The 23,792-nt window shown below is 72.2% G+C and carries 19 protein-coding genes; 11 read left to right on the top strand and 8 right to left on the bottom strand.

The window, feature by feature from the left end; all coding sequences use genetic code 11:
- Positions 1-87 precede the first annotated feature (87 nt).
- The 7 genes from KYT88_RS08640 (at position 88) to KYT88_RS08610 (ending at position 7,775) form a co-directional block, all read left to right on the top strand.
- A complete protein-coding gene (locus tag KYT88_RS08640; protein ID WP_043586823.1) occupies positions 88-999 on the top strand; it encodes a sulfurtransferase in 912 nt (303 codons plus the stop codon).
- Positions 996-1,436, top strand: a complete 441-nt coding sequence (locus KYT88_RS08635) for a SufE family protein (RefSeq protein ID WP_043586825.1) — start codon at positions 996-998, stop codon at positions 1,434-1,436. The genes KYT88_RS08640 and KYT88_RS08635 overlap by 4 nt, the downstream gene beginning before the upstream one ends.
- Positions 1,433-2,179, top strand: coding sequence for a dihydrofolate reductase family protein (locus KYT88_RS08630; RefSeq protein ID WP_051629372.1), 747 nt, complete (start codon positions 1,433-1,435; stop codon positions 2,177-2,179). Before KYT88_RS08635 ends, KYT88_RS08630 begins: the two co-directional genes overlap by 4 nt.
- Positions 2,180-2,273: 94 nt before the next feature.
- Positions 2,274-2,870 carry a DUF3000 domain-containing protein gene (locus KYT88_RS08625; RefSeq protein ID WP_043586826.1) on the top strand — a complete coding sequence of 199 codons (597 nt, stop codon included), beginning with the start codon at positions 2,274-2,276 and terminating at the stop codon, positions 2,868-2,870.
- Positions 2,867-4,369 carry a ribonuclease D gene (locus KYT88_RS08620; protein ID WP_200871155.1) on the top strand — a complete coding sequence of 501 codons (1,503 nt, stop codon included), beginning with the start codon at positions 2,867-2,869 and terminating at the stop codon, positions 4,367-4,369. The genes KYT88_RS08625 and KYT88_RS08620 overlap by 4 nt, the downstream gene beginning before the upstream one ends.
- A 71-nt stretch (positions 4,370-4,440) precedes the next feature.
- A complete protein-coding gene (locus KYT88_RS08615; protein ID WP_043586827.1) occupies positions 4,441-5,649 on the top strand; it encodes a thiolase family protein in 1,209 nt (402 codons plus the stop codon).
- Complete coding sequence (locus KYT88_RS08610) at positions 5,646-7,775, top strand: 3-hydroxyacyl-CoA dehydrogenase NAD-binding domain-containing protein (protein WP_043586829.1); 2,130 nt, start codon at positions 5,646-5,648, stop codon at positions 7,773-7,775. The genes KYT88_RS08615 and KYT88_RS08610 overlap by 4 nt, the downstream gene beginning before the upstream one ends.
- Before the next feature lie 63 nt (positions 7,776-7,838).
- Here the strand turns inward: KYT88_RS08610 and dxs are convergent, their stop codons facing one another.
- From dxs to dut, 5 genes are all read right to left on the bottom strand, one after another.
- Positions 7,839-9,791: a 1-deoxy-D-xylulose-5-phosphate synthase gene (gene dxs, locus KYT88_RS08605; RefSeq protein ID WP_043586832.1), complete on the bottom strand. Its 1,953-nt coding sequence runs from the start codon at positions 9,789-9,791 to the stop codon at positions 7,839-7,841.
- A gap of 114 nt (positions 9,792-9,905) precedes the next feature.
- The gene (gene acnA / locus KYT88_RS08600) at positions 9,906-12,719 is read right to left on the bottom strand and encodes an aconitate hydratase AcnA (protein WP_043586835.1); all 2,814 of its coding nucleotides are present in this window, start codon (positions 12,717-12,719) and stop codon (positions 9,906-9,908) included.
- Between the two features lie 235 nt (positions 12,720-12,954).
- The gene (locus KYT88_RS08595) at positions 12,955-13,758 is read right to left on the bottom strand and encodes a DUF3159 domain-containing protein (protein ID WP_043586838.1); all 804 of its coding nucleotides are present in this window, start codon (positions 13,756-13,758) and stop codon (positions 12,955-12,957) included.
- 2 nt (positions 13,759-13,760) lie between these two features.
- The gene (locus KYT88_RS08590; protein ID WP_043586839.1) at positions 13,761-14,453 is read right to left on the bottom strand and encodes a DUF3710 domain-containing protein; all 693 of its coding nucleotides are present in this window, start codon (positions 14,451-14,453) and stop codon (positions 13,761-13,763) included.
- Positions 14,450-14,920 (bottom strand): dUTP diphosphatase, encoded by a 471-nt coding sequence (gene dut, locus KYT88_RS08585; RefSeq protein ID WP_043586840.1) that lies wholly within the window; start codon positions 14,918-14,920, stop codon positions 14,450-14,452. Before dut ends, KYT88_RS08590 begins: the two co-directional genes overlap by 4 nt.
- Positions 14,921-14,958: 38 nt before the next feature.
- On the opposite strand from dut, the gene KYT88_RS08580 reads away from it, so the two are divergent.
- Complete coding sequence (locus KYT88_RS08580) at positions 14,959-15,408, top strand: DUF3093 domain-containing protein (protein ID WP_043586842.1); 450 nt, start codon at positions 14,959-14,961, stop codon at positions 15,406-15,408.
- Between the two features lie 49 nt (positions 15,409-15,457).
- Here KYT88_RS08580 and KYT88_RS08575 read toward each other — a convergent pair whose 3' ends face one another.
- Positions 15,458-15,751, bottom strand: a complete 294-nt coding sequence (locus tag KYT88_RS08575; RefSeq protein ID WP_012038342.1) for a DUF4193 domain-containing protein — start codon at positions 15,749-15,751, stop codon at positions 15,458-15,460.
- A 325-nt stretch (positions 15,752-16,076) separates the two neighbouring features.
- On the opposite strand from KYT88_RS08575, the gene sepH reads away from it, so the two are divergent.
- Entirely contained in the window at positions 16,077-17,267 is a 1,191-nt protein-coding gene (gene sepH, locus KYT88_RS08570; RefSeq protein WP_043586843.1) for a septation protein SepH, read from the top strand.
- A gap of 54 nt (positions 17,268-17,321) precedes the next feature.
- On the opposite strand, the gene KYT88_RS08565 is transcribed toward sepH, so the two are convergent.
- Complete coding sequence (locus KYT88_RS08565; protein ID WP_043586845.1) at positions 17,322-18,461, bottom strand: alkaline phosphatase family protein; 1,140 nt, start codon at positions 18,459-18,461, stop codon at positions 17,322-17,324.
- An 84-nt stretch (positions 18,462-18,545) separates the two neighbouring features.
- On the opposite strand from KYT88_RS08565, the gene KYT88_RS08560 reads away from it, so the two are divergent.
- On the top strand, positions 18,546-21,092 hold the full coding sequence (locus KYT88_RS08560) for a DNA gyrase/topoisomerase IV subunit A (protein ID WP_043586847.1): 2,547 nt from the start codon (positions 18,546-18,548) through the stop codon (positions 21,090-21,092).
- 81 nt (positions 21,093-21,173) lie between these two features.
- On the opposite strand, the gene KYT88_RS08555 is transcribed toward KYT88_RS08560, so the two are convergent.
- Positions 21,174-23,252: a DNA gyrase/topoisomerase IV subunit B gene (locus tag KYT88_RS08555; protein ID WP_043586849.1), complete on the bottom strand. Its 2,079-nt coding sequence runs from the start codon at positions 23,250-23,252 to the stop codon at positions 21,174-21,176.
- 212 nt (positions 23,253-23,464) lie between these two features.
- Here KYT88_RS08555 and KYT88_RS08550 point away from each other — a divergent pair, with 212 nt between their 5' ends.
- Positions 23,465-23,692, top strand: a complete 228-nt coding sequence (locus KYT88_RS08550; RefSeq protein WP_012038337.1) for a DUF7455 domain-containing protein — start codon at positions 23,465-23,467, stop codon at positions 23,690-23,692.
- Positions 23,693-23,792 lie beyond the last annotated feature (100 nt).

Raw genomic sequence — 23,792 nt, 5'->3', positions numbered from 1 at the left:
CGGCGCTTGGTGCCCGCGGAACACCCACCAGACTAATCCGCGTCCCACCCAGCGCGGCCCCTCCGGCCGCGAGATCAGGAGAGCCCCATGGCCGTCGAGCCGGACACCACCCCCAGGTTCGCCGAGTACGCCCACCCGGAGCGGCTCGTCAGCGGCGACTGGCTCCAGGAGCGCCTCGCCGACGGGGCCCTGACGCCCGGTCTCGTGGTCGTCGAGTCCGACGAGGACGTGCTGCTCTACGAGACGGGCCACATCCCCGGCGCCGTGAAGCTCGACTGGCACACCGACCTCAACGACCCCGTGCAGCGCGACTACGTGGACGGCGAGCGGTTCGCCCAGCTGATGTCCGAGCGCGGCATCGCGCGCGACAGCACGGTGGTCATCTACGGGGACAAGAGCAACTGGTGGGCCGCGTACGCCCTCTGGGTCTTCACGCTGTTCGGCCACGAGGACGTGCGCCTGCTCGACGGCGGCCGCGACAAGTGGATCGCCGATGGTCGCCCGACCACGACCGACCGCCCCGAGGTCGCCCCGGTCGAGTACCCCGTCGTCGAGCGCCGCGACGAGGAGATCCGCGCGTTCAAGGACGACGTGCTCGCGCACCTCGGGAACCCGCTCATCGACGTCCGCAGCCCCGAGGAGTACACGGGACAGCGCACGACCGCGCCGGCGTACCCCGAGGAGGGCTCGCTCCGCGCCGGCCACATCCCCACGTCGAAGAACGTCCCGTGGGCGAAGGCCGCGGCCGAGGACGGCTCCTTCAAGACCCGCGCCGAGCTCGACGCGGTGTACCGCGAGGGCGCCGGCCTCGGCGACGGCGACGACGTCGTGGTCCTCTGCCGCATCGGCGAGCGCTCGAGCCACACGTGGTTCGTGCTGACGCACCTGCTGGGCTTCGAGGGCGTCCGCAACTACGACGGCTCCTGGACCGAGTGGGGCTCCGCCGTGCGCGTCCCGATCGTCCAGGGCGCCGAGCCCGGGGAGCTGCCCGCCCGATGACCGGATCCCCAGAGCTGCCCGCGGCGCTCGCCGAGATCCGCGACGACTTCCTCGCCCTGGAGCAGCGCGACCGGCTCCTCCTCCTGCTCGACTTCAGCAACGAGCTGCCCGAGCTGCCGGCGCGGTACGCCGACCACCCGGACCTCCTCGAGCGCGTGGAGGAGTGCCAGTCGCCCGTGTTCATGTTCGTGGAGGTCGTCGACGGCGACGTGCACGTGCACGCCCAGGCGCCGGCCGAGGCGCCGACGAGCCGCGGGTTCGCGTCGATCCTGGCGCAGGGCCTCGATGGGCTCCCCGCGGACGTGGTGCTCGCCGTGCCCGACGACTACCCGTCCACCATCGGGCTCGACGCCGCCGTGTCGCCGCTGCGCATGCGCGGCATGACGGCGATGCTCGGGCGGGTCAAGCGGCAGGTGCGCGAGCGGCTCGCCGGATGAGGATCACGCGGGTCCTCCCCGTGCCGGGGCCGGGCGACGAGTCCGCGCCACGCGGGCTGGACGACGACGGGACGAGGGAGTGGCTGGAGGACCTCTACCGTCCGGGATCCGCCGACCACGTCCGCCTCAACTTCGTGGCGTCGGTCGACGGCAGCGTGATCGGCGCGGACGGCACGTCCGACAGCCTCTCCAGCGTCGTCGACCGGCGGATCCTCGGCGTCATCCGCGAGCTCGCCGACGTCGTGCTGGTGGGGGCCGGCACGGTGCGCGCCGAGCGCTACGTCCTCCCCCGCCGGACGCCCCTCGCCGTCGCCACCTCGTCGGGCGATCTGGAGGGTCACCGCTTCGACCCGGACGCCGCCGAGGGCCGCCTCCTCGTGCTCTGCCCGCCCGAGGCGCGCGACCGCGCCATCGCGACGCTCGGCGGCGTGCCGGCGGAGATCGTGTCCGTGCCGTTGGGCGCCGCGGCCGACGGGCGCATGTCCGGCGATGACGTCGTCGACGCGCTCCGCGGTCGCGGCCTGACCCACGTGGTGTGCGAGGGCGGGCCGGCGCTCGCCGCGTCCCTCATCGCCGCGGGACGGGTCGACGAGCTCTGCCTTACCACCTCGCCCGAGCTCGTGACGCCGCTGACGCCGCTCGTGCCGGCGGGCTCCGGCGTCCACGCGCCGATGCGGCTCGACCAGCTGCTCGTCGACGACGACCACCGCACCTACGCGCGCTGGGCGATGCGGCGGGGCTGATCCCCTGGTCGCGCGGCCATCGAGGGCGGCCCCCACGCGGAACCGTCGCGGCGTGGCTCCCGGGCCGGAGCGAGGCGGACCATAGTCTGCACACGTGGTAGACACCCGTGACAGCGCCGAGGATCCGCCCGAGTTCCGCGCGGCGCTGGACGCGCTGCGGCGCGCGACCACCCGATCCGAGCTCGTGCTGACCGAGATCCCGTCGCCCTCGAGCAACCTGGCGCCGTACGCCGTCGCCCTCGCCGCCGACGTGTCGCCCTCGGGCCACGCCTCCGACTCGGAGCTCGGCACCGGCCGCTTCATCCTGCTGCACGACCCCGAGGAGCCGGAGGCATGGGGCGGCGCGTTCCGCGTCGTCTGCTTCGCGCAGGCGCCGCTCGAGACCGACATGGGGACGGATCCGTTCCTCGCCGACGTGGCCTGGTCGTGGCTGGTCGACGGCCTCGCCTCCCGCGGTGCCCGGTACTCCTCGCCGTCCGGGACCGCCACCCGGATCATCTCGACCGGCTACGGCGAGCTGGCCCGCCAGGGCAGCGGCGCCAAGATCGAGCTGCGCGCCTCGTGGACACCGGCGGACGCCGACGTGACCGCCCATGTGGAAGGCTGGGGGGAACTACTGTGCATGCTCGCAGGGCTCCCTCCCGCGGGCGAAGGAGTGACACTGCTATCAGCGCGACGCACCCGGACGTGAACGCCCCGTCCGACATCCCCGACCCCGACGCGACCGGCGGCGACGCCGCCGTCCCGCCGACTCCCGCCGGTCTGAGCCGCCCGGCCATGGGCGCGTCCCTGTTCTCCGACGTGCCGGGATCCACCGCCACCGACGCGGTCGCCGCCCGGAGCCGGACGCGCACCCGGCGGACCGCGGCCGCCGCGGCTGCCGCGCCGATCTCCGCGCCGGCACCCGACTCCGCGCCCGTCGACGCACCCGCTCGCGCGCGGGTCGCGGAGACCGCAGCCCCCGCTCGGAAGCCCCTCCGCGAGGCCGCCGCCACGGGCGACCTGACCGTCATCGACACGCGCGAGGAGTACCTGCGCGCCGTCGAGGCGATCGCCGCAGGCACCGGTCCCATCGCGGTCGACGCCGAGCGCGCATCCGGCTTCCGCTACAGCCAGCGCGCGTACCTCATCCAGGTCTTCCGCCGCGGTGCCGGCACGTTCCTGTTCGACCCGCCCGCCGTGGGCGACTTCTCGGAGCTCGACGAGGTGATCCGCGACGTCGAGTGGGTGCTGCACGCGGCGAGCCAGGACCTCGCCTGCCTCCGCGAGGTGGGCCTCGACCCGCAGCGGATCTTCGACACCGAGCTCGCCTCGCGACTGCTCGGCCTGCCCCGCGTGGGCCTCGGCACGGTCGTGGAGGAGCTGCTCGGGATCCACCTGGCCAAGGAGCACTCCGCAGCCGACTGGTCGACCCGCCCGCTCCCCCGCGCCTGGCTCGTCTACGCCGCGCTCGACGTGGAGCTGCTCGTCGACGTGCGCGACGAGATCGCCCGCCGCCTCGAGGAGCAGGGCAAGACCGGCATCGCGGAGCAGGAGTTCGCCGCGACCATCGCCAAGGAGGCGAAGCCCGCGCGGGTGGAGCCGTGGCGTCGTCTCAGCGGCCTGCACGGCATCCGCGGCGGCCGCAACCTCGCGGTCGCGAAGGAGCTGTGGGAGGCCCGCGACGCCTACGCGCGCGAGGTCGACACGAGCCCCGGCCGCCTCGTCCCCGACGGCTCGCTCGTCGCGGTCGCGCGGGTCCTGCCGCAGACGAAGCGCGACCTCGCCGCGGTGCGCGAGTTCTCGGGCCGCGCGAGCCGCAGCGAGATCGACCGCTGGTGGGCCGCGGTGGAGCGGGGCCTCGCCGCGACCGAGTTCCCGCAGCTGCGCGGCACGGGTGAGACCATGCCGCCGCCGAAGGCCTGGGCCGACAGGGACCCCGCTGCCGACCGCCGCCTCAAGCGGGCGCGCGTCGTCGTGCAGGAGGTCGCGACCGAGATGGGCGTGCCGCAGGAGAACCTCCTCACGCCCGAGGTGCTGCGTCGCGTCGCGTGGACGCCGCCCGACGACCTCGCACCCGAGGCCGTCGCGACGGCGCTCGAGTCGTGGGGTGCGCGCCCCTGGCAGATCGAGGCGACGGCCGCTCCGGTGGCGGCGGCCTTTGTCGATGCCGACCAAGCCGACGACGCGAGCGACGACGGGGCCTCGTAGGAACAGTCAACGGATTCGGCTCCCGTACGGCTTCTTCCTAGGGTGGGGGAAATCGATGCGAGGAGGCGTCAGTGGTCGAGAGAGCCGAAGTCCATTTCGTGGACGGGGTCCGCACCCCGTTCGGACGAGCGGGCGAGAAGGGCATGTACTGGCGGACCCGCGCCGACGATCTGGTCGTGAAGGCCATGATCGGGTTGCTCGAACGGAACCCTCGGGTGCCGAAGGACCGGATCGACGAGGTCGCCATCGCGGCCACGACCCAGACGGGCGACCAGGGCCTCACCCTCGGCCGCACGGCCGCGCTCCTCGCCGGGCTCCCCCGCTCGGTGCCCGGCTTCGCCATCGACCGGATGTGCGCCGGCGCCATGACGAGCGTCACGGCGACCGCGGGCGGCATCGCGTTCGGCGCATACGACCTCGCGATCGCGGGCGGCGTCGAGCACATGGGCCGCCACCCGATGGGCTTCGACGCCGATCCGAACCCGCGCTTCCTCGCAGAGCGGCTCGTGAGCCAGGACGCCCTCAACATGGGCAGCACGGCCGAGCGGATCCACGACCGCTTCCCGTCGCTCACCCGCGAGCGCGCCGACCGCTATGCGCTCGCGAGCCAGCAGAAGACAGCCCTCGCGTACGCGAACGGCGAGATCCAGCCGGACCTCGTGCCCGTCGCGACGCGCTCCGAGAGCGGCTGGGGGCTCGCGACGCGCGACGAGGCCATGCGCCCCGAGACGACGCTCGAGGGGCTCGCCGGGCTCCGCACCCCGTTCCGCCCGCACGGTCGCGTCACGGCCGGCAACTCGTCGGGCCTCAACGACGGCGCCACGGCCGCCCTGCTCGCGAGCGGCGACGCGGTGAAGGAGCTCGGCCTCACGCCGAAGATGACCCTGGTCTCCTTCGCGTTCGCGGGCGTCGAGCCCGAGATCATGGGCATCGGCCCCGTGCCGAGCACCGAGAAGGCGCTCCGCAAGGCCGGGCTCACGATCGACGACATCGGGCTCTTCGAGCTCAACGAGGCGTTCGCCATCCAGGTGCTCAGCCTCCTCGACCACTTCGGGATCGACGACGACGACCCGCGCGTCAACGAGTACGGCGGCGCGATCGCCGTCGGCCACCCGCTCGCGTCCAGCGGCGTCCGGCTCATGAACCAGCTCGCGCGCCAGTTCGAGCAGCACCCGGAGGTCCGCTACGGCCTCACGGCGATGTGCGTCGGCCTCGGCCAGGGCGGCAGCGTCATCTGGGAGAACCCGCACTTCACCGGCAAGAGGAAGAGGACCAAGTGACCGACACCAGCCGCTTCCGGGAGCTCGTGGCGCTCGATCCCGACGAGGTCGTCACGCACTCGTTCGTCCGCGACGTGCCGCTGCCCTCGGGCGGGGTGCTCGCGCTCGTCACGCTCGACAACGGGCGCGACCACACGCGTCCGTCCACGCTCGGGCCCGCCACCCTGCTGGAGCTCTCGGACGCGCTGGACGGCCTGGTCGCCCGGGCGGCCGCCGGGGAGATCCGCGGCGTCGCGATCACGGGCAAGCCGTTCATCCTCGCCGCGGGCGCGGACCTCAGCAAGGTGGGCGAGATCCCCAGCCGCGAGGTCGGCCGCCAGATGGCGCAGCTCGGTCACGACACCCTCGGGCGCATGCACCGCCTCGGCGTGCCGTCGTTCACCTTCATCAACGGGCTCGCGCTCGGCGGCGGGCTCGAGATCGGCTTGAACTCCGACTACCGCACGGTGGACGAGTCCGTCCCCGCCATCGCGCTGCCCGAGGTCTTCCTCGGCATCATCCCCGGCTGGGGCGGAGCGTGGCTGCTGCCGAACCTCATCGGCATCGAGAACGCGCTCAAGGTGATCATCGAGAACCCGCTCAAGAACAACCGCACGCTCAAGGCGGCCGACGTGATGGAGCTCGGCATCGCCGACGCGTCCTTCCCGTCCGCGTCGTTCCTCGAGCAGTCGATCCGCTGGGCAGACGGCGTCATCTCCGGCGCCGTCGAGGTGAAGCGCCCCAACGCACCGGGCCGCCTCGAGCGCATCGCCAAGTGGGACATCGCCGTCGGGATCGCCCGCAAGTCGCTCGAGCAGCGCATCGGCACGGTCGCTCAATCGCCGTATCGCGCGCTCGAGCTGCTCAAGGCCGCCAGGACCACGTCGCGCGAGGAGGGCTTCGCCGCCGAGGACGAGGCCCTCGCGGACCTCATCTCGGGCGACCAGTTCCGCGCCAGCATCTACGCGTTCGACCTCGTGCAGAAGCGCGCGAAGCGACCGGCGGGAGCGCCCGACAAGGCGCTCGCCCGCAAGGTCACCAAGGTCGGGGTCGTCGGCGCCGGCCTCATGGCGTCGCAGTTCGCGCTGCTGTTCGTGCGCAGGCTCCAGGTGCCCGTGGTCATCACGGACCTCGACCAGGCGCGCGTCGACACCGGCGTGGCCGGCATCCACGGCGAGATCCGGAAGCTCGCCGAGAAGGGGCGCATCTCCCCCGACGAGGCCAACCGGCTCCAGACGCTCGTCACGGGCACGACCGACAAGGCCGACTTCGCCGACGCGGACTGGGTCATCGAGGCCGTGTTCGAGGAGCTGGGCGTGAAGCAGCAGGTGTTCGCCGAGATCGAGCAGCACGTCTCCGCGACGGCGATCCTGGCGACCAACACGTCGAGCCTCTCCGTCGAGCGCATCGGGGAGCGGCTCGCGAACCCGGAGCGCCTGGTCGGGTTCCACTTCTTCAACCCCGTGGCCGTCATGCCGCTCATCGAGGTCGTGCGCACGCCCCAGACGACGGACGAGACGCTCGCGACGGCCATGCAGGTCGCCAGGACGCTGAGGAAGAACGCCGTCATCACGCGGGACACGCCGGGCTTCGTGGTGAACCGGATCCTGGCCAAGGTGCTGGGTGAGGCCATGCACGCGGTGGACACGGGCACGCCCTTCGAGGTCGTCGACCGGTCGCTCGCGCCGTTCGGCCTGCCGATGACGCCGTTCGAGCTGCTCGAGCTCGTGGGACTCAAGGTGGGTGCTCACGTGCTCGACACGCATCACGCCGCGTTCCCCGACCGGTTCTTCGAGAGCCCCAACCTGCACCGGCTGGCGGACCTCGGGCGGATCTACTCCCGCGACGCCAAGGGCCGCCCCACGGGCTTCGACAAGGAGGCCGTCCGCATCGTGAAGGGCGGCACCGATCCGATGTCCAGCGACGAGATCCGTGAGCGCGTCGAGACGGGCCTCGCGGACGAGGTGCACCGCATGCTCGAGGACGACGTCGTGCACGCGGCCGAGGACATCGACCTGTGCCTCATCCTCGGCGCCGGCTACCCGTTCCAGATGGGCGGCCTCACGCCGTACCTCGACCGCGTCGGGGCGAGCGACCGCGCCTTCGGCGACACGTTCCACCACCCGCCGATCCGCGGCGTGGAGTAGCACCGTCTGCACATGAGGAGGGCCCGGCCGAATCGGCCGGGCCCTCCTCCGTGCGACGGGCGGTCAGGCCTGCTCGTCGTCCTCCGCGCGCATGGCGACGCGATCGACGTCCTCGGGCAGCGGCCGTGCCGACGGCACGCGGCTGCCGAGCACCTGGGCGACGACGTCGCGGGCGATGTGCTGCGGGGTGAGGCCCACGCGTTCGAGGATCTGCGAGCGCGTGCCGTGGTCGAGGAACTCGTCCGGGAGGCCCAGCTCCGTCACGCCCGTGTCGATGCCGGCTTCGCGGAGGTCCTGGCGGATCCGCGTGCCGATTCCGCCGACCACGACCCCGTCCTCGATCGTCACGACGAGGCGGTGGCTGCCGCCGAGCTCGACGACGCTGCGTGGCACGGGCACGACCCAGCGCGGATCCACTACGGTCGCGCCGATGCCCTGCGCGGCGAGGCGCTCGGCCACCTCGATGCCCATGGCCGCCATGGGGCCCACGGTGACGATGAGCACGTCCCGTGACACCGACTCGTGCAGCACGTCGACCCCGTCGTCGAGACGGCGCAGCGCCTCGATCTCGTCCCCGACGTTGCCCTTGGAGAAGCGCACGACCGTGGGCCCGTCGTCGACCTTGACGGCCTCGCCCAGCTCCTCGCGGAGGCGCGTGGCGTCGCGCGGGGCGCTGAGGCGGATGTGGGGCACGATCTGCAGCAGCGCGAGGTCCCACATGCCGTGGTGGCTCGGCCCGTCGGGGCCGGTGACGCCCGCCCGGTCGAGCACGAAGGTCACGCCGGCGCGGTGCAGCGCGACGTCCATGAGCACCTGGTCGAACGCGCGGTTGACGAAGGTCGCGTAGAGGGCGACGACCGGGTGGAGGCCGCCGTAGGCGAGTCCCGCGGCGCTCGTCACGGCGTGCTGCTCGGCGATGCCGACGTCGTGCACGCGATCCGGGTGCTTCGCGGCGAACCTGTGCAGGCCCACCGGACGCAGCATCGCCGCGGTGATGCCGACGATGCGCGGATCCTCGTCGGCGAGGGCCAGGATCTCGTCCGCGAAGACGCTCGTCCAGCTGACGGCCTGCGACGGGTCGATCGGCTCCCCCGTCTCCGGGTCGATCTGCCCGACGGCGTGGAACTGGTCCGCGACGTCCCGGCGCGCGGGCGCGTAGCCGCGGCCCTTCTCCGTGATCGCGTGCACGATGACGGGCGCGCCGTAGTCGCGCGCCTGCTCGAGGGCCTCCTCCATCGCCTGCTGGTCGTGCCCGTCGATGGGCCCCAGGTACTTGATGTCGAGGTTGGAGTACAGGGCCTCGTTGTCGGTGACGCGCGTGAGGAACCCGTGCAGCCCGCCGCGGAGGCCGCGGTAGAGGCTGTCGCCCGGCGCCCCGAAGACGCCGAACACGCGCTGGCTCGTCTCGTAGAGGCCCCGGTAGGTGCGGCGTGTGCGCACGGTGTTGAGGAACCGGGCCATGCCGCCGATGGTCGGCGCGTAGGAGCGGCCGTTGTCGTTGACGACGATGATGAGCTTCCGCGTGTTGTCGTCGGAGATGTTGTTGAGCGCCTCCCACGTCATGCCGCCCGTGAGGGCGCCGTCACCCACGACCGCGACCACGTGCCTGTCGTCCTGGCCGGTGATCTCGAACGCGCGCGAGATGCCGTCCGCCCAGCTCAGCGAGCTCGACGCGTGCGAGCTCTCGACGATGTCGTGCTCCGACTCCGCGCGCTGCGGGTAGCCGGCGAGCCCGCCGGACTCGCGGAGCCGGGAGAAGTCCTGCCGCCCCGTGAGCAGCTTGTGCACGTAGGACTGGTGGCCGGTGTCGAAGACGATGGGGTCCTTCGGCGAGTCGAAGACCCGGTGGATGGCGAGCGTCGTCTCGACGACGCCGAGGTTCGGCCCGAGGTGGCCGCCCGTCTTGGAGACCTCGGCGACGAGGAACTGCCGGATCTCGGTGGCGAGCGCGAGCATCTGCTCGCGGCTCAGCCGGTCGAGGTCCCGGGGTCCCGTGATCGTCTCGAGGATTCCCATGCTGACCGCCTTCCATCGGGCGCCATGTGCAGGCACCCGCCTCTTCGAGTGTACGCAGGGCCCTGCATGCACGAAGGAGGCCGGGCGTCGCCGCCCGGCCCCCTCAGGTTGCTGTTACGCGACGAGGCTGCGCAGCACGTACTGCAGGATCCCGCCGTTGCGGTAGTAGTCCGCCTCGCCGGGGGTGTCGATGCGCACGACCGCGTCGAACTCCACCGTCTCCTTGCCCGCGGGCGAGTCGGCCGTCGGCGCCGCGACGACGTGCACCGTGCGCGGCGTCGTGCCCGAGTTCAGCTCCTCGAGCCCGGAGATGCTGATCTCCTCTGTGCCATCGAGCCCGAGCGAGGCCCACGACTCCCCCGCCGGGAACTGCAGCGGGACGACGCCCATGCCGATGAGGTTGGAGCGGTGGATCCGCTCGAAGCTCTCGGTGATGACCGCCTTCACGCCCAGCAGGCTCGTGCCCTTGGCCGCCCAGTCGCGCGACGAGCCGGAGCCGTACTCCTTGCCGCCGAGGATCACGAGCGGGGTGCCCGCCGCCTGGTAGTTCTCCGACGCGTCGTAGATGAACGACTGCGGGCCGCCCTCCTGCGAGAAGTCGCGCGTGTAGCCGCCCTCGACGCCGTCGAGCAGCTGGTTGCGGAGGCGGATGTTCGCGAACGTGCCGCGGATCATGACCTCGTGGTTGCCGCGGCGCGAGCCGTAGGAGTTGTAGTCCTTGCGGCCGACGCCGTGCTCGTCGAGGTAGCGGCCCGCGGGGCTGTCCGCCTTGATCGAGCCGGCGGGGCTGATGTGGTCGGTCGTGACCGAGTCGCCGAGCTTCGCGAGGACGCGCGCGCCCTGGATGTCGGAGACGGGCGTGATCTCCATCGTGAGGCCCTCGAAGTACGGGGGCTTCCGGACGTACGTGGACTCCGCGTCCCACTCGAACGTGGCGCCCGTGGGGGTGGGGAGCGAGCGCCAGCGCTCGTCGCCGTCGAAGACGCCGGCGTACTGGTGCGTGAACATGCCCGTGTCGATGGAGCTGTCGATGGTCGACTGGACCTCGGCCGCGTCGGGCCAGATGTCCTTGAGGAAGACGTCGTTGCCCTCGGTGTCGGTGCCGAGCGCGTCGGAGTCGAAGTCGAAGTTCATCGACCCGGCCAGCGCGTAGGCGATCACGAGCGGGGGGCTCGCGAGGTAGTTCATCTTCACGTCCGGGTTGATGCGGCCCTCGAAGTTGCGGTTGCCCGAGAGCACGGCCGTCACGGCGAGGTCGTTGTCCTGCACCGCGGTGGAGATCTCGTCGAGCAGCGGGCCCGAGTTGCCGATGCAGGTGGTGCAGCCGTAGCCGACCGTGTAGAAGCCGAGGTCCTCGAGGTACGTGGTGAGGCCGGACTTCTCGTAGTAGTCCGTGACGACCTTGGATCCGGGCGCCAGCGTGGTCTTCACCCACGGCTTGGCCTTGAGGCCCTTCTTGCTGGCGTTGCGGGCGAGGAGCCCGGCCGCGAGCATGACCGACGGGTTCGACGTGTTGGTGCACGACGTGATGGCCGCGATGGCGACGGCGCCGTGGTCGAGGGTGAAGCCGCGTCCGTCCTCGAGGGTGACGCGCGTGGGCTTCGTGACGGAGGACGGGCTCTGCGACGCGTGGTGGTGCTCGTGCATCGAGTGCTCGTCCTCGGGCTGCAGCTCGCCCGGGTCGGACGCGGGGAAGCTCATCGCCGTCGTGAGGTCGACGATGTCGTGGTCGACCTGGGCGTAGTCGTTGAGGTCGCGCTCGAACTGCGACTTCGCGTCGGTGAGCTCGATGCGGTCCTGCGGGCGCTTCGGGCCGGCGATGGACGGGACGACCGTGGAGAGGTCGAGCTCGAGGTACTCGCTGAACGCCGGCTCGACGTCCGCGTCGTGCCACAGCTTCTGCTCCTTGGCGTACGCCTCGACGAGCGCGACCTGCTCCTCGCTGCGTCCGGTGAGGCGCAGGTACTCGAGGGTGACGTCGTCGATGGGGAAGACCGCGGCGGTGGAGCCGAACTCGGGGCTCATGTTGCCGATGGTGGCGCGGTTGGCCAGCGGGACGGCGCCGACTCCGGTGCCGTAGAACTCGACGAACTTGCCGACGACGCCGTGCTTGCGCAGCATCTGCGTGATCGTGAGCACCACGTCGGTGGCGGTGACGCCCGTGGGGATCTCGCCGGAGAGCTTGAAGCCGACGACCTTGGGGATGAGCATCGACACGGGCTGGCCGAGCATGGCCGCCTCCGCCTCGATGCCGCCGACGCCCCAGCCCAGCACGCCCAGGCCGTTGACCATGGTGGTGTGCGAGTCGGTGCCGACGCAGGTGTCGGGGTACGCCTGGAGGAAGCCGCCCACCTCGCGCGTCATGGTGACGCGGGCGAGGTGCTCGATGTTGACCTGGTGGACGATGCCGGTGCCGGGCGGGACGACCTTGAAGTCCTCGAACGCCGTCTGGCCCCAGCGGAGGAACTGGTACCGCTCGCCGTTGCGCTCGTACTCGATGTCGACGTTGCGCTCGAGCGCGTCCTCGGTGCCGAACAGGTCGGCGATGACCGAGTGGTCGATCACGAGCTCAGCGGGTGCGAGCGGGTTGATCTTGGTGGGGTCGCCGCCCAGCTCGCCCACGGCCTCGCGCATGGTGGCGAGGTCGACGATGCAGGGGACGCCCGTGAAGTCCTGCATCACGACGCGCGCGGGCGTGAACTGGATCTCGGTGTCGGGCTCGGAGTCGGGAGCCCAGTCGCCGAGGGCGCTGATCTGGCTGCCGGTGACGTTCTTGCCGTCCTCGGTGCGGAGGAGGTTCTCCAGCAGCACCTTGAGGCTGAACGGGAGACGCTCGTGGCCCGCCACGGTGTCGATGCGGTAGATCTCGTAGTCGGTGTCCCCGACGCGGAGTGTGTCCTTCGCGCCGAAGCTGTTGATTGCAGACACGTGGCCCTCTTCCCTCGCTGGATGGGCGCGGAAGTCGATTCCGCCCGTCATCCGATCTTGGTCGCCCGCCGCGGCCGGGTCCAGTAAGGCGACCCTGATCGGGCACGCCGACGCGAGGCGGGACGGCGCCGATGTATCTCGACGTCGAGATGAATCTAGCATCGCGACGCCGTCAGGGACGCCGCGGCACGCGGTGCCCCGCGCGTCGCCGTCGCCGTCGACGGGGAGCGGCGACTCAGCCGGCGACCCGTGCCGTCGGGTCCTTGGCGTACACGGCGCGCACGAAGAGCCACGACAGGACGAGGAGCACGCCGTAGAGCGGCGTCCCCATCACGAGGCGCGCGACGCCGAGCGCGTCGATCGCGTCGGCGAGGTAGAGCGGGAGCTGCACCGCGAGGCGGAGCGCGAAGAAGCCGACCCACACGAGGGTGAGCAGGCGGAGCGCCCTGGCCTTCCTGCGGTCCTGCCGCCAGGCCGTGCCGTCGCCCATGAGGAAGCCGACGGCGACGCCGACGAGCGGCCAGCCCACCACGACGGAGACCAGGAGCACGGCGAAGTAGGCACCGTTCGTCCAGAGCCCGAGCGCGTAGAAGTCGCGGCCCTCCCCGGAGCGGAGCGCCAGGAACGCGGAGATGACGATGCCGACGAGGCCGCCCACCGCAGGTGCGACGGCCGAGCGCTGCACGAGCCGGGCCAGGACGGCCGCGACCGCCACGGCGACCGGCACCGCGACGGAGAGCACGACGTCGCGCGTGATGGTGAACGCCACGAGGAAGAGGAGCCCGGGGACGATCGCCTCGAGCACGCCGCGGACGCCGCCCATCGCGGCGAGGAGGGCCGCGGCCGTCATCGTCTCGCCGCGCGCCGCCTGCCCGAGGCCCGCGCGCTCCGCGGCCTGGGCCATGCTCGCGCCGATCGCCTCACCCGGGGCGGGTGCGGACGCGGATCCGGCCGGGGCGCCGTCGGTCGGGGAAGCGGACGCGTCGTCCCCCGGCGCCGGGCGCTGCGGGTCCCGCTCGAGCGGACCCTCGCCCGACACGGTCAGGAGCCCAGCGCGGGTGCCGGGCTCTCGCCGGCCGGAGCCGCGCCCGGGGTGGTGCCGACCTGGGCGGCGGGCATCTTGAGCGGGATGAGGTCCCGCGGGGGCATGGGCGAGGATCCGCGCACGACGACGACGCTGCGGAACAGGTCCTCGACGGCGGCGGCGGCCTCGGGATCCGTCACGGCGCGGCCGGTGATGACGCCGCGCAGGAACCAGCGCGGGCCGTCGACGCCGATGAAGCGCGCGTCCCGGGTGCTGGCCGCGGGCTGCCCCGGCTGCTGCACGACGGGGATCACGGCGTGCAGCTCGGGGCCGAACGGACCGTCGGCGAGGCGCGTGGTGCCGCCCTGCCGCTGGATCTGCTCCCCGATGGTCGTGCGGATCTCGTGCCACAGCCCGCTCGAGCGCGGAGCGGCGAACGGCTGCACCTGGAGGCTGGACTCGGCGAAGTCGAGGCCGATCGCGACGACCTGCTGGGTGCCCTCCGCGACCTCGAGGCGGAGGTGCAGGCCCTCTCGCGGCAGGATCTTGATCCCACCCAGGTCGACGTACGGACGCACGGGGTTGGCCTCGGTCTCGTCGAGCGGGCCCTCGTCGGCCCGGTCGTCGGGCGCGGACTTGGCGTCCAGGACGTCCTCGGCGTCGTCCGCGAGGGCGGCGTCGTCCGGCTGGTTCGCGTTCTCGTCGGTCATGTTCGGTCTCCTGGATCTCGGGCGGGGAGGGCGCCGGTGCCCGTGGAGCCGAAGCCCCCCGCGCCGCGGTGGCTCCCGGGCAGCTTCTGGACGGGCACGAATCGCACCCGGCTGACCGGCATGACGACGACCTGCGCGATGCGGTCGCCGACCGCGACATCGTACGCGGCGTCGGCATCGGTGTTGAGGAGGGTGACGCGGATCTCCCCGCGGTAGCCGGCGTCGACGGTGCCGGGTGCGTTCACGATCGTGATGCCGTGGCGCGCGGCGAGTCCGCTCCGGGGCAGCACGAACGCGGCGTACCCGTCCGGGAGGGCGATCGAGACGCCCGTGCCGACGGTGGCCCGCTGGCCGGGCTCCAGGCGGACTGCCTCCGCGGCCGTGAGGTCGGCACCCGCGTCACCGGGGTGCGCGTAGGCCGGGATCGGGGCGTCGCCCGCTATGAGGACGTCGACGGGATCGGGCACGGTCCGAGGCTAGTGCAGGAATCTGATCGAATAGGCGCATGCCCGCATCCCCCTACAGCGAGCGGCTGTGGCCGGCTCCCTGGCTCTTCGTCGCCACCGCCCTGGTCATCCCCGCGAGCCTGCTCGTGTTCCTCCCCATCAGCGTCGTCGCCGGGGTGATCGTCGCGATCGTGCTGTACGCGGGCGTCGTCGCGACGCTGGTGCTCACGAGCCCGGTCATCGAGGTGGTCGACGGGCGCCTGCGGGCCGGCCGTGCGTCCATCGACGTCGATCAGCTGGGCGAGCCCGAGGGGTTCCGCGGCGCGCAGGCGACGGCGGAGCGCGGCACGCGCCTGCATGCGCGGGCGTACCTCGTCATCCGCGGATGGGTGGATCCGGTGGTCAAGGTGCCGCTCCTGGACGCGACGGACCCGGCCCCCTACTGGCTGCTCTCGACGCGGACCCCGGAACGACTGATCGCCGCGATCCGGGGATCGCGGCGATCATGACGTGCGGTGGGGCTCAGGGCCTCCGAGGGGGCCATCGCCCGGCGTCGCTCTAGGCGGCGCACTCCTGGCAGATGGGTCCGAGCTTCTCCTGGTGGTCGATCTGCGAGCGGTGCTTCACGAGGAAGCAGCTCACGCAGGTGAACTCGTCCGCCTGGGGCGGGAGCACCACCGTCTCGAGCTCGAGGTCGGAGAGGTCCGCTCCCGCGAGGTCGAAGCTCCCGGGGTTGTCGGCATCGTCGACGTCCACGACCCCGGACATGCGGTCCGGGACGCGCTCCTTCAGAGCCTCGATCGAGTCGGAGTCGTCCTCCGTCTTGCGCGGGGCGTCGTAATCAGTTGCCATTCCTGTCCACTTCTCGAATAACCGCCGAACGGAATCGGCGGGCACAGTTTGCATGAATCGCATCCGGATAGCAAACCGTCCTGAGGCCCCTGTCGGGGCTCCTGATCGGCGGTTTGGATGCGGGGAGCCGGCCCGTCATCGGGCCGCGGATGCGGACTCACACGGTACACCGTTCGCGCACGAACAACCTGCGCTCGGGGCCCGCGATCTCGCCTTCCGGCGCTCTCGTCGGACCCAAGTCGCGGCGCGCCACGCGTATTCCCCGGAAGAGGGGCCGAGTCGTGCGATCGTGAATCGTCCAGTGAGCGCGAGAGGCGTGGAACCCATGCAGGATCTGAAAATCGTCGGAGTCGAGGACGGCGCCCTCGTCGTCGAGGCCGCGGGCGGTGAACGGCACCGTCTCGTGATGGACGACTCCTTCCGCTCCGCGCTGCGCCGCCAGTCCGCCGACGGCGGTGCCACGCGCAAGGTCGCGCCGCGCATCATCCAGTCCTTCATCCGCCAGGGCATGAGCGCCGAGGACGTCGCGCGGGAGACCGGCGCGTCCGTGGAGTACGTGCGCAAGTTCGAGGGGCCCGTCGTCGCCGAGCGCGAGCACGTCGTTCGCAGCGCGATGAAGGTGCCCGTCCACACCGCCATCGAGGTCGACCCGATGGGCCAGGGCACGCTCTTCGGCCAGGTCATCGAGGAGCGCCTCGAGTCCCTCGGCGCGCAGGAGGTGCGCTGGAGCAGCTGGAAGGAGCAGCTCGGCGGCTGGGTCGTGAAGGTCGCCTTCACGAGCGAGGAGATCGAGCACGACGCGCGCTGGTCCTACGACGCCAAGAAGCACGCGCTCTCCCCCGCCAACAACGAGGCGATCACGCTCTCGCAGCAGGGCGAGATCCGCGGCGCCCTCATCCCCCGGCTCCGGGCGCTGCCGCCCGAGGCCGCGGACACGCACGAGGAGGCCGGCGTCACGCGCTTCGACAGCGGGGCGTTCCGCCTGCCCGAGCCGAGCGCGTCCAGCACGCAGGATACCGCTCCCCAGCCGTGGGAGATGCCGCGCCGCGACGAGGGCGCGTCCGTCTCGCACCTCGGGCGGCAGGGCAACCATCCCGCAGGCAGCCAGCAGCCCGCGCGCGTCGCGCAGGTCGAGCTGAACGAGACCGCCGACCTGCTCGAGGCGCTGCGCCGCCGCCGGGGCGAGCGCGAGTCCGTGCCGCGCGAGGACGAGGGCGACGACCAGGCCGATGACGCTCCCGCTCCCGTCGCCCGTCGCGACGAGCCGCTGTCCCGTCCGCGCGGCGGTCAGCGCTCAGTGCCGCCGCTGCGATCCGCGGTGATCCCCGGCATCGGCCGCGTCGACACGGGCCGCGACCGCCCGCGCGACGACGCCGAGGACGAGGGCCTGCGGACGCCCGGCACCGGCGAGGGTCGCGGATCCGGCAAGCCGTCCGGCCGACGCGGGCGGACGGCGATGCCGAGCTGGGACGAGATCGTGTTCGGCGCGCGCAGCGACGACGACCACCTGGCCTGATCCCGCCCGCCGTCCGACGGGTCGCCCGGAGGCGGCCCGCGGTCGTCGGGCGGGTCAGCCGCGGGCGAAGGCTCCGGCGCGGATGAGGGGCACCAGCCGCTCCTCGTCGGAGAACGACCCGTGCTGTCCGATCATGCGACGGGCGCCCTGGTCCCGCGGCCGGCCGTCGTAGTACGCGATGCGCGAGCGCGTCGCGACGACCACGTCGCCGATCCGCCCCGCCACGTCGTCCCGGACCGGCCCGTACCAGTCGGCGGCGATCGCCTCGGCGCGCGTCGCGACGTGGGCGCGCGTCCCCTCGGAGGCGCGCCAGGCGTCGGCGAGGGCGTCGGAGTCCACGCCCGGCTCCAGGTGGAGGTGCAGGCAGCGCGGCTCCCCCGCCACGTGACGGACGCCCGCGACCAGCTCAGGCACGCGGTCGAACAGGACCTGGGATCCGGCCGGCACGTCGACGATGCCGTGGTCCGCCGTGATGAGCGCGCCCTCCCGGGAGCCGAGGCGGTCGAGGAACGGCCCCGCCGCCTGGTCGAGCTCCTCGAGGCCGCGGAGCCAGCGGTCCGACTCCCAGCCGTGCGAGTGGGCGGCCTGGTCGAGCTCGGGCACGTAGAGGTAGACGAGCGCGCGCGGCTCCCTGTCCATGAGCGCGCGCGTGGTCGCGAATCGGTCCGCGATCGACTCGGCGGCGACGTAGGTCGCCCCGCGCAGCGCCGCGCGCGAGAAGCCCGACCCGGCGTAGCGGGCTGATCCGACCACGAACGCGGGGACGCCCGCGGCGACCGCCCGTTCGAACGCGGTCGGGATGGGCTGCCATTCCTCGGGCACGCTCCGGGCGTCCCATCCGGACAGCAGCTTGAGGACGCGGTCGTGCGCGGGATCGAGGGCGCTGTAGCCGACGAGCCCGTGCTCGCCCGCGCGCACGCCGGTGGTGAGCGACGTGATGCTGGCCGCCGTCGTGGTGGGGAACCCCACGTCCACGACGTCCTTCTTCCGCCAGCCCTGCACCAGGTGGCGGGCGTGCCCGGCCCGAACGCGGAGGGCCGCGGAGCCGAGCCCGTCCACGAGGACGACCACGGCCCGGTCGACGGGAGGGAGGCCGGCGTCGGACTCCTCCCCCGCGAGGGCGGCGAGGCAGCCGGGCATGACCGCGGTGAGGCTCATCCGGCTGGATCCGGGCGCCGGTAGCATGGGGGCCATCCGGCCAAGTCTGCCACAGCAGCCCGGCGCGCATCCGCGTCACGACGCCGATCGACGCAGCGCCGATCCCGACCCAGAGAGTCCATGAGTCCCTCCACCACGAACACCACGCCCGACGAGCCCGCCGAGCGGATCGAGGACGTCGACGTCTCCACCGAGATGGAGAACTCGTTCCTCGAGTACGCGTACTCGGTCATCTACTCCCGGGCCCTGCCCGACGCGCGCGATGGCCTCAAGCCCGTGCAGCGCCGGATCCTCTACCAGATGAGCGAGATGGGCCTCCGTCCCGACCGCGGGCACGTGAAGTCCGCCCGCGTCACGGGCGAGGTCATGGGCAAGCTCCACCCGCACGGCGACTCCGCCATCTACGACGCGATGGTGCGCATGGCGCAGTCGTTCACGCTGCGGGTGCCGCTCATCGACGGTCACGGCAACTTCGGATCGCTCGACGACGGTCCGGCCGCCCCCCGCTACACGGAGGCCCGGCTCGCCGCGTCCGCGCTCGCGATGGTCGAGGGACTCGACGAGGACGTCGTCGACTTCGTCCCGAACTACGACAACGCGTTCATGCAGCCGGCTGTGCTGCCCGCGGCGTTCCCCAACCTGCTGGTCAACGGCGCGAGCGGCATCGCGGTCGGCATGGCGACCAACATGGTCCCCCACAACCTGATCGAGGTCGTGGGCGCCGCGCGGCACCTCATCGACCACCCCGACGCCAGCCTCGACGACCTCATGGCCTTCGTGCCGGGGCCGGACCTGCCGACGGGCGGGACGATCATCGGCCTGTCGGGCGTCAAGGACGCCTACCTCACCGGCCGCGGCAGCTTCAAGACCCGCGCGCGCGTCTCCGTCGAGAGCCTCACGCCGCGCAAGTCGGGGCTCGTCGTGACCGAGCTGCCCTACCTGGTAGGACCCGAGAAGGTCATCGAGAAGATCAAGGACGGCGTCCAGAACAAGAAGCTGTCGGGCATCACCAACGTCACCGACCTGACCGACCGCACGCACGGGCTCCGGCTCGTGATCGAGATCAAGACGGGCTTCAACCCCGAGGCCGTGCTCGAGCAGCTGTACCGCTACACGCCGCTCGAGGACGGCTTCAGCATCAACAACGTCGCGCTCGTCGACGGCAGCCCGCAGACGCTCGGGCTGAAGGAGCTGCTGCAGGTCTACGTGGCGCACCGGCTCGAGGTGGTGACGCGCCGCACGCGCTACCGGCTCGCCCGCCGGCAGGAGCGGCTGCACCTCGTGCTCGGGCTGCTGATCGCGATCCTCGACATCGACGAGGTGATCCAGGTCATCCGCGGCAGCGACGACACCGAGCAGGCGCGCGCCCGGCTCATGGACGTGTTCGACCTGTCGACGCTGCAGGCCGACTACATCCTGGAGCTCCGCCTCCGCCGGCTCACGCGGTTCAGCCGCATCGAGCTCGAGGAGGAGCGGGACAGGCTCCAGGCCGAGATCGCCGAGCTCGAGGCGATCCTCGCCGACCCGCGCCGGCTCCGGGCCCTCGTCTCGACCGAGCTTCAGGAGGTCGCCGACCGCTTCGGCACGCCGCGCCGCACCCTGCTCACCGAGGCCGCGCCGAGCGTCGCCGGGGCGTCGAGCCGCCGTGCCGCGCCCGTGCTCGAGATCGCGGACGTGCCCTGCCGGGTGCTGCTGTCGACGACGGGCCGCGCGGTCCGCGTCGACCTGCCGTCCGACGCGCCGGGCACGCCCCTCCAGATGGTCCGCCGCAGCTCCCACGACGCGGTGCTCACGGCGATCGAGACCACGAGCCGCACGCGCATCGGCGCGATCACGAACACCGGCCGGCTCATCACCATGACGCCCGTCGACCTCCCCGTGGTCCCGGTCGCGAGCGTGCAGCTGGGTGCCGGCGTCCGGATCCGCGACTACCTCGGCCTCACGGACAAGAAGGAGCGCGTCGTCGCGCTCGTGGCGCTCGGCACGGACGAGGCCATCGCCCTCGGCACGCGCCAGGGCGTCGTCAAGCGAATCGCTCCGTCGGCGCTGCCCGCGAAGCCCGAGTTCGAGGTCATCGCGCTGAAGAAGGGCGACGAGGTCGTCGGCGCGCGGCAGGGCGCGGAGACGGACGAGCTCGTCTTCGTCACCAGCGAGGCGCAGCTGCTGCACTTCCCCGCCGTGTCCGTGCGGCCGCAGGGCGTGCAGGCGGGGGGCGTCGCCGGCGTCAACCTGGCCGCCGGTGCACGCGTGCTGTTCTTCTCCTCCGTCGCCCCCGAGGGCGCCCAGGTCGTGACGGTCTCGGCGTCGTCCGCCACCATCGCGGGCGTGGATCCCGGCCGGGCGAAGGTCAGCGCGTTCGGCGACTTCCCGCGCAAGGGACGCGCGACGGGAGGGGTCCGCGCGCACGCGTACCTGAAGGGCGAGGACCACCTCGCCCTCGCCTGGGTCGGCCCCGGGCCCGCTCTCGCGGTCGGGCCGGCCGGCGAGGTCAGGCAGCTGCCGCCCACAGGCATGAAGCGCGACGGCTCGGGCATCCCGCTCGAGAAGGCGATCGGGAGCGTCGGCCAGGCGGTCACCCCGGCCGAGGCGCCGGATGCGGCGTCCGGCGCGGCCGCGGGCGTCGTCGAGCCGTCGGCCGAGGACGGCTCGGCTCCGCTCGAGACGTAGGCGCATCGGCGCCACGCACGCGGACGGCCGCGGACCCGTCGGGCCCGCGGCCGTCCGCGCATCCGGCACGGGGGCGGTGGATCACACGTCGATGCGGTCCCGCACGGATCCGGCGCCGTCGATGATGAACTCCTTGCGCGGCGCGACGTCGTTGCCCATGAGCAGCTCGAACATGCGCGTGGCGGCCTCGGCGTCGTCGACGCGCACGCGGCGGAGCGTGCGGTTGCGGCGGTCCATGGTGGTCGTCGCGAGCTGGTCGGCGTCCATCTCCCCCAGGCCCTTGTAGCGCTGGATCGGGTCCTGGAAGCGCTTGCCCTGCCGCTTCGCCTGCGCGAGGACTGCCGCGAGCTCCCGCTCCGAGTAGGTGTAGATCACCTCGTTCGGCTTCGAGCCCGGGTTCATGACCACCACGCGATGCAGCGGCGGGACGGCGGCGAACACCCGGCCCTCGTCGATCATCGGCCGCATGTACCGGAAGAAGAGCGTGAGCAGCAGCGTGCGGATGTGGGCGCCGTCGACGTCGGCGTCGCTCATGATGATGATCTTCCCGTAGCGCGCCGCCGACAGGTCGAACGTGCGGCCGGATCCTGCACCGAGCACCTGGATGATCGACGCGCACTCCGTGTTGGAGAGCATGTCGGGCAGCGACGCCTTCTGGACGTTGAGGATCTTCCCGCGGATGGGCAGCAGCGCCTGGTACTCGCTGTCGCGCGCGAGCTTGGCGGTGCCGAGGGCGGAGTCGCCCTCGACGATGAACAGCTCGCTGTTGGCGACGTCGTTCGACCGGCAGTCCACGAGCTTCGCGGGCAGCGACGAGCTCTCGAGGGCGTTCTTGCGCCGCTGCGTCTCCTTGTGCGTGCGCGCCGAGATGCGCGACTTCATCTCGCCGACGACCTTCTCGAGGAGCACGGCGGTCTGCGCCTTGTCCTCGCGCCGGGTCGACGCGAACCGCTCGGCCATGGCCTTCTGCACGACCTGCGACACGATGGCGCGGACGGCGGGCGTGCCCAGCACCTCCTTGGTCTGGCCCTCGAACTGCGGCTCGGGGAAGCGGACCGTCAGCACGGCGGTGAGGCCCGCGAGCACGTCGTCCTTCTCGACCTTGTCGGTGCCGACCTTGAGCCTCCGCGCGTTGGCATCGACCTGCGCGCGCACGAACTTCAGCAGGCCCGCCTCGAAGCCGGCCTGGTGGGTGCCGCCCTTGGGCGTCGCGATGATGTTGACGAACGACTTGAAGCGGGTGTCGTACCCCGTGCCCCAGCGGAGCGCGATGTCGACGGCGCACTCGCGCGTGAGCTCCGTCGGCACCATGGCGCCGCCGTCGGTGAGGACGGGCACGGTCTCGGTGAACGTGCCCGATCCCTCGAGCCGCCACGTGTCCGTGAGCGGCGCGTCGACCGCCAGGTGGTCCACGAACTCGGCGATGCCGCCGTCGAAGCGGAAGGACTCGCGCACGGGCTGCTCGCCGCGGAGGTCCTCGATGTCGATGCTCAGCCCGGGGACGAGGAACGCGGTCTGGCGCGCGCGGCCGAGGAGCTCCTCCGTGAGGAAGGACGCGCCGCGCGTGAAGATCTGCCGGTCGGCCCAGTAGCGGATCCTCGTGCCGGTGACGCCCTTGCGCACCTTGCCGACGACCCGCAGCTCGCTGCCCGACGTGAACGGTCGGAACGGCGCGTCGGGGCTCGCCTCGCCCTGGTCCTCGAAGATGCCGGGCTCACCGCGCCGGAACGACATGGCGTACGTCTTGCCGCCGCGGTCCACCTCGACGTCGAGGCGCTCCGACAGCGCGTTCACGACGGACGCGCCCACGCCGTGCAGGCCGCCCGATGACGCGTAGGAGCCCGATCCGAACTTGCCGCCCGCGTGCAGCTTGGTGAAGACGACCTCCACCCCGGAGAGCCCGGTCTTCGGCTCGATGTCGACCGGCACGCCGCGTGCGGTGTCGCGCACCTCGACGCTGCCGTCGGGGTGGAGCCGCACGTCGATGCGGTCGCCGTGCCCGCCGAGCGCCTCGTCGACGCTGTTGTCGATGATCTCCCAGAGGCAGTGCATGAGGCCGCGCGAGTCGGTGGATCCGATGTACATGCCCGGCCGCTTGCGCACCGCCTCGAGACCCTCGAGGACGGAGAGATGGCGGGCGGAATAATCGGATGCTGCCACGTGCTGTCCTCCATGTACGTCCGGCATTCGCCGGACGCGAGCCGCATCGATCTTAACCGCCGCCCGCCGCCTCCCCCTCCGAATCGCCGTCCCCCGCACCGCGCCCTACGCGCAGAGCGAAACAGGCGGCCGCGGTCGGGTCGACTGCCGGGAGCTCGTGGTCTACTTGATCCATTCGGCTCGACCAGACCCGACCCGGAGGGGAGCATCACATGACACCGACCGCGACCGAGCGTCCCGTGGACGAGCTCGACAACCACCAGCTCACCGCCAACGACCGCTGCGACAGCTGCGGCGCCCAGGCGTACATCCGCGTCGAGGTGAACAGCAGCGAGCTCCTCTTCTGCGCCCACCACGGCAAGAAGTACCAGGAGAAGCTGTCGGCCATCGCCACGAGCTGGCACGACGAGTCGAGCCGCCTGCTCGACGAGCGCGCCTAGGACGACTCGCGCCGGCTCCGGCCGACGCACCACGAAGGGCGCATCCCCGCTGGGGATGCGCCCTTCGTCATGTCCGGATGCGGCCGCCGGGCGGCCGCGA

This window comes from Clavibacter sp. A6099, from assembly GCF_021919125.1.
Taxonomy (GTDB): Bacteria; Actinomycetota; Actinomycetes; order Actinomycetales; family Microbacteriaceae; genus Clavibacter; species Clavibacter seminis.
This window is presented reverse-complemented; position numbering and strand designations above follow the sequence as displayed.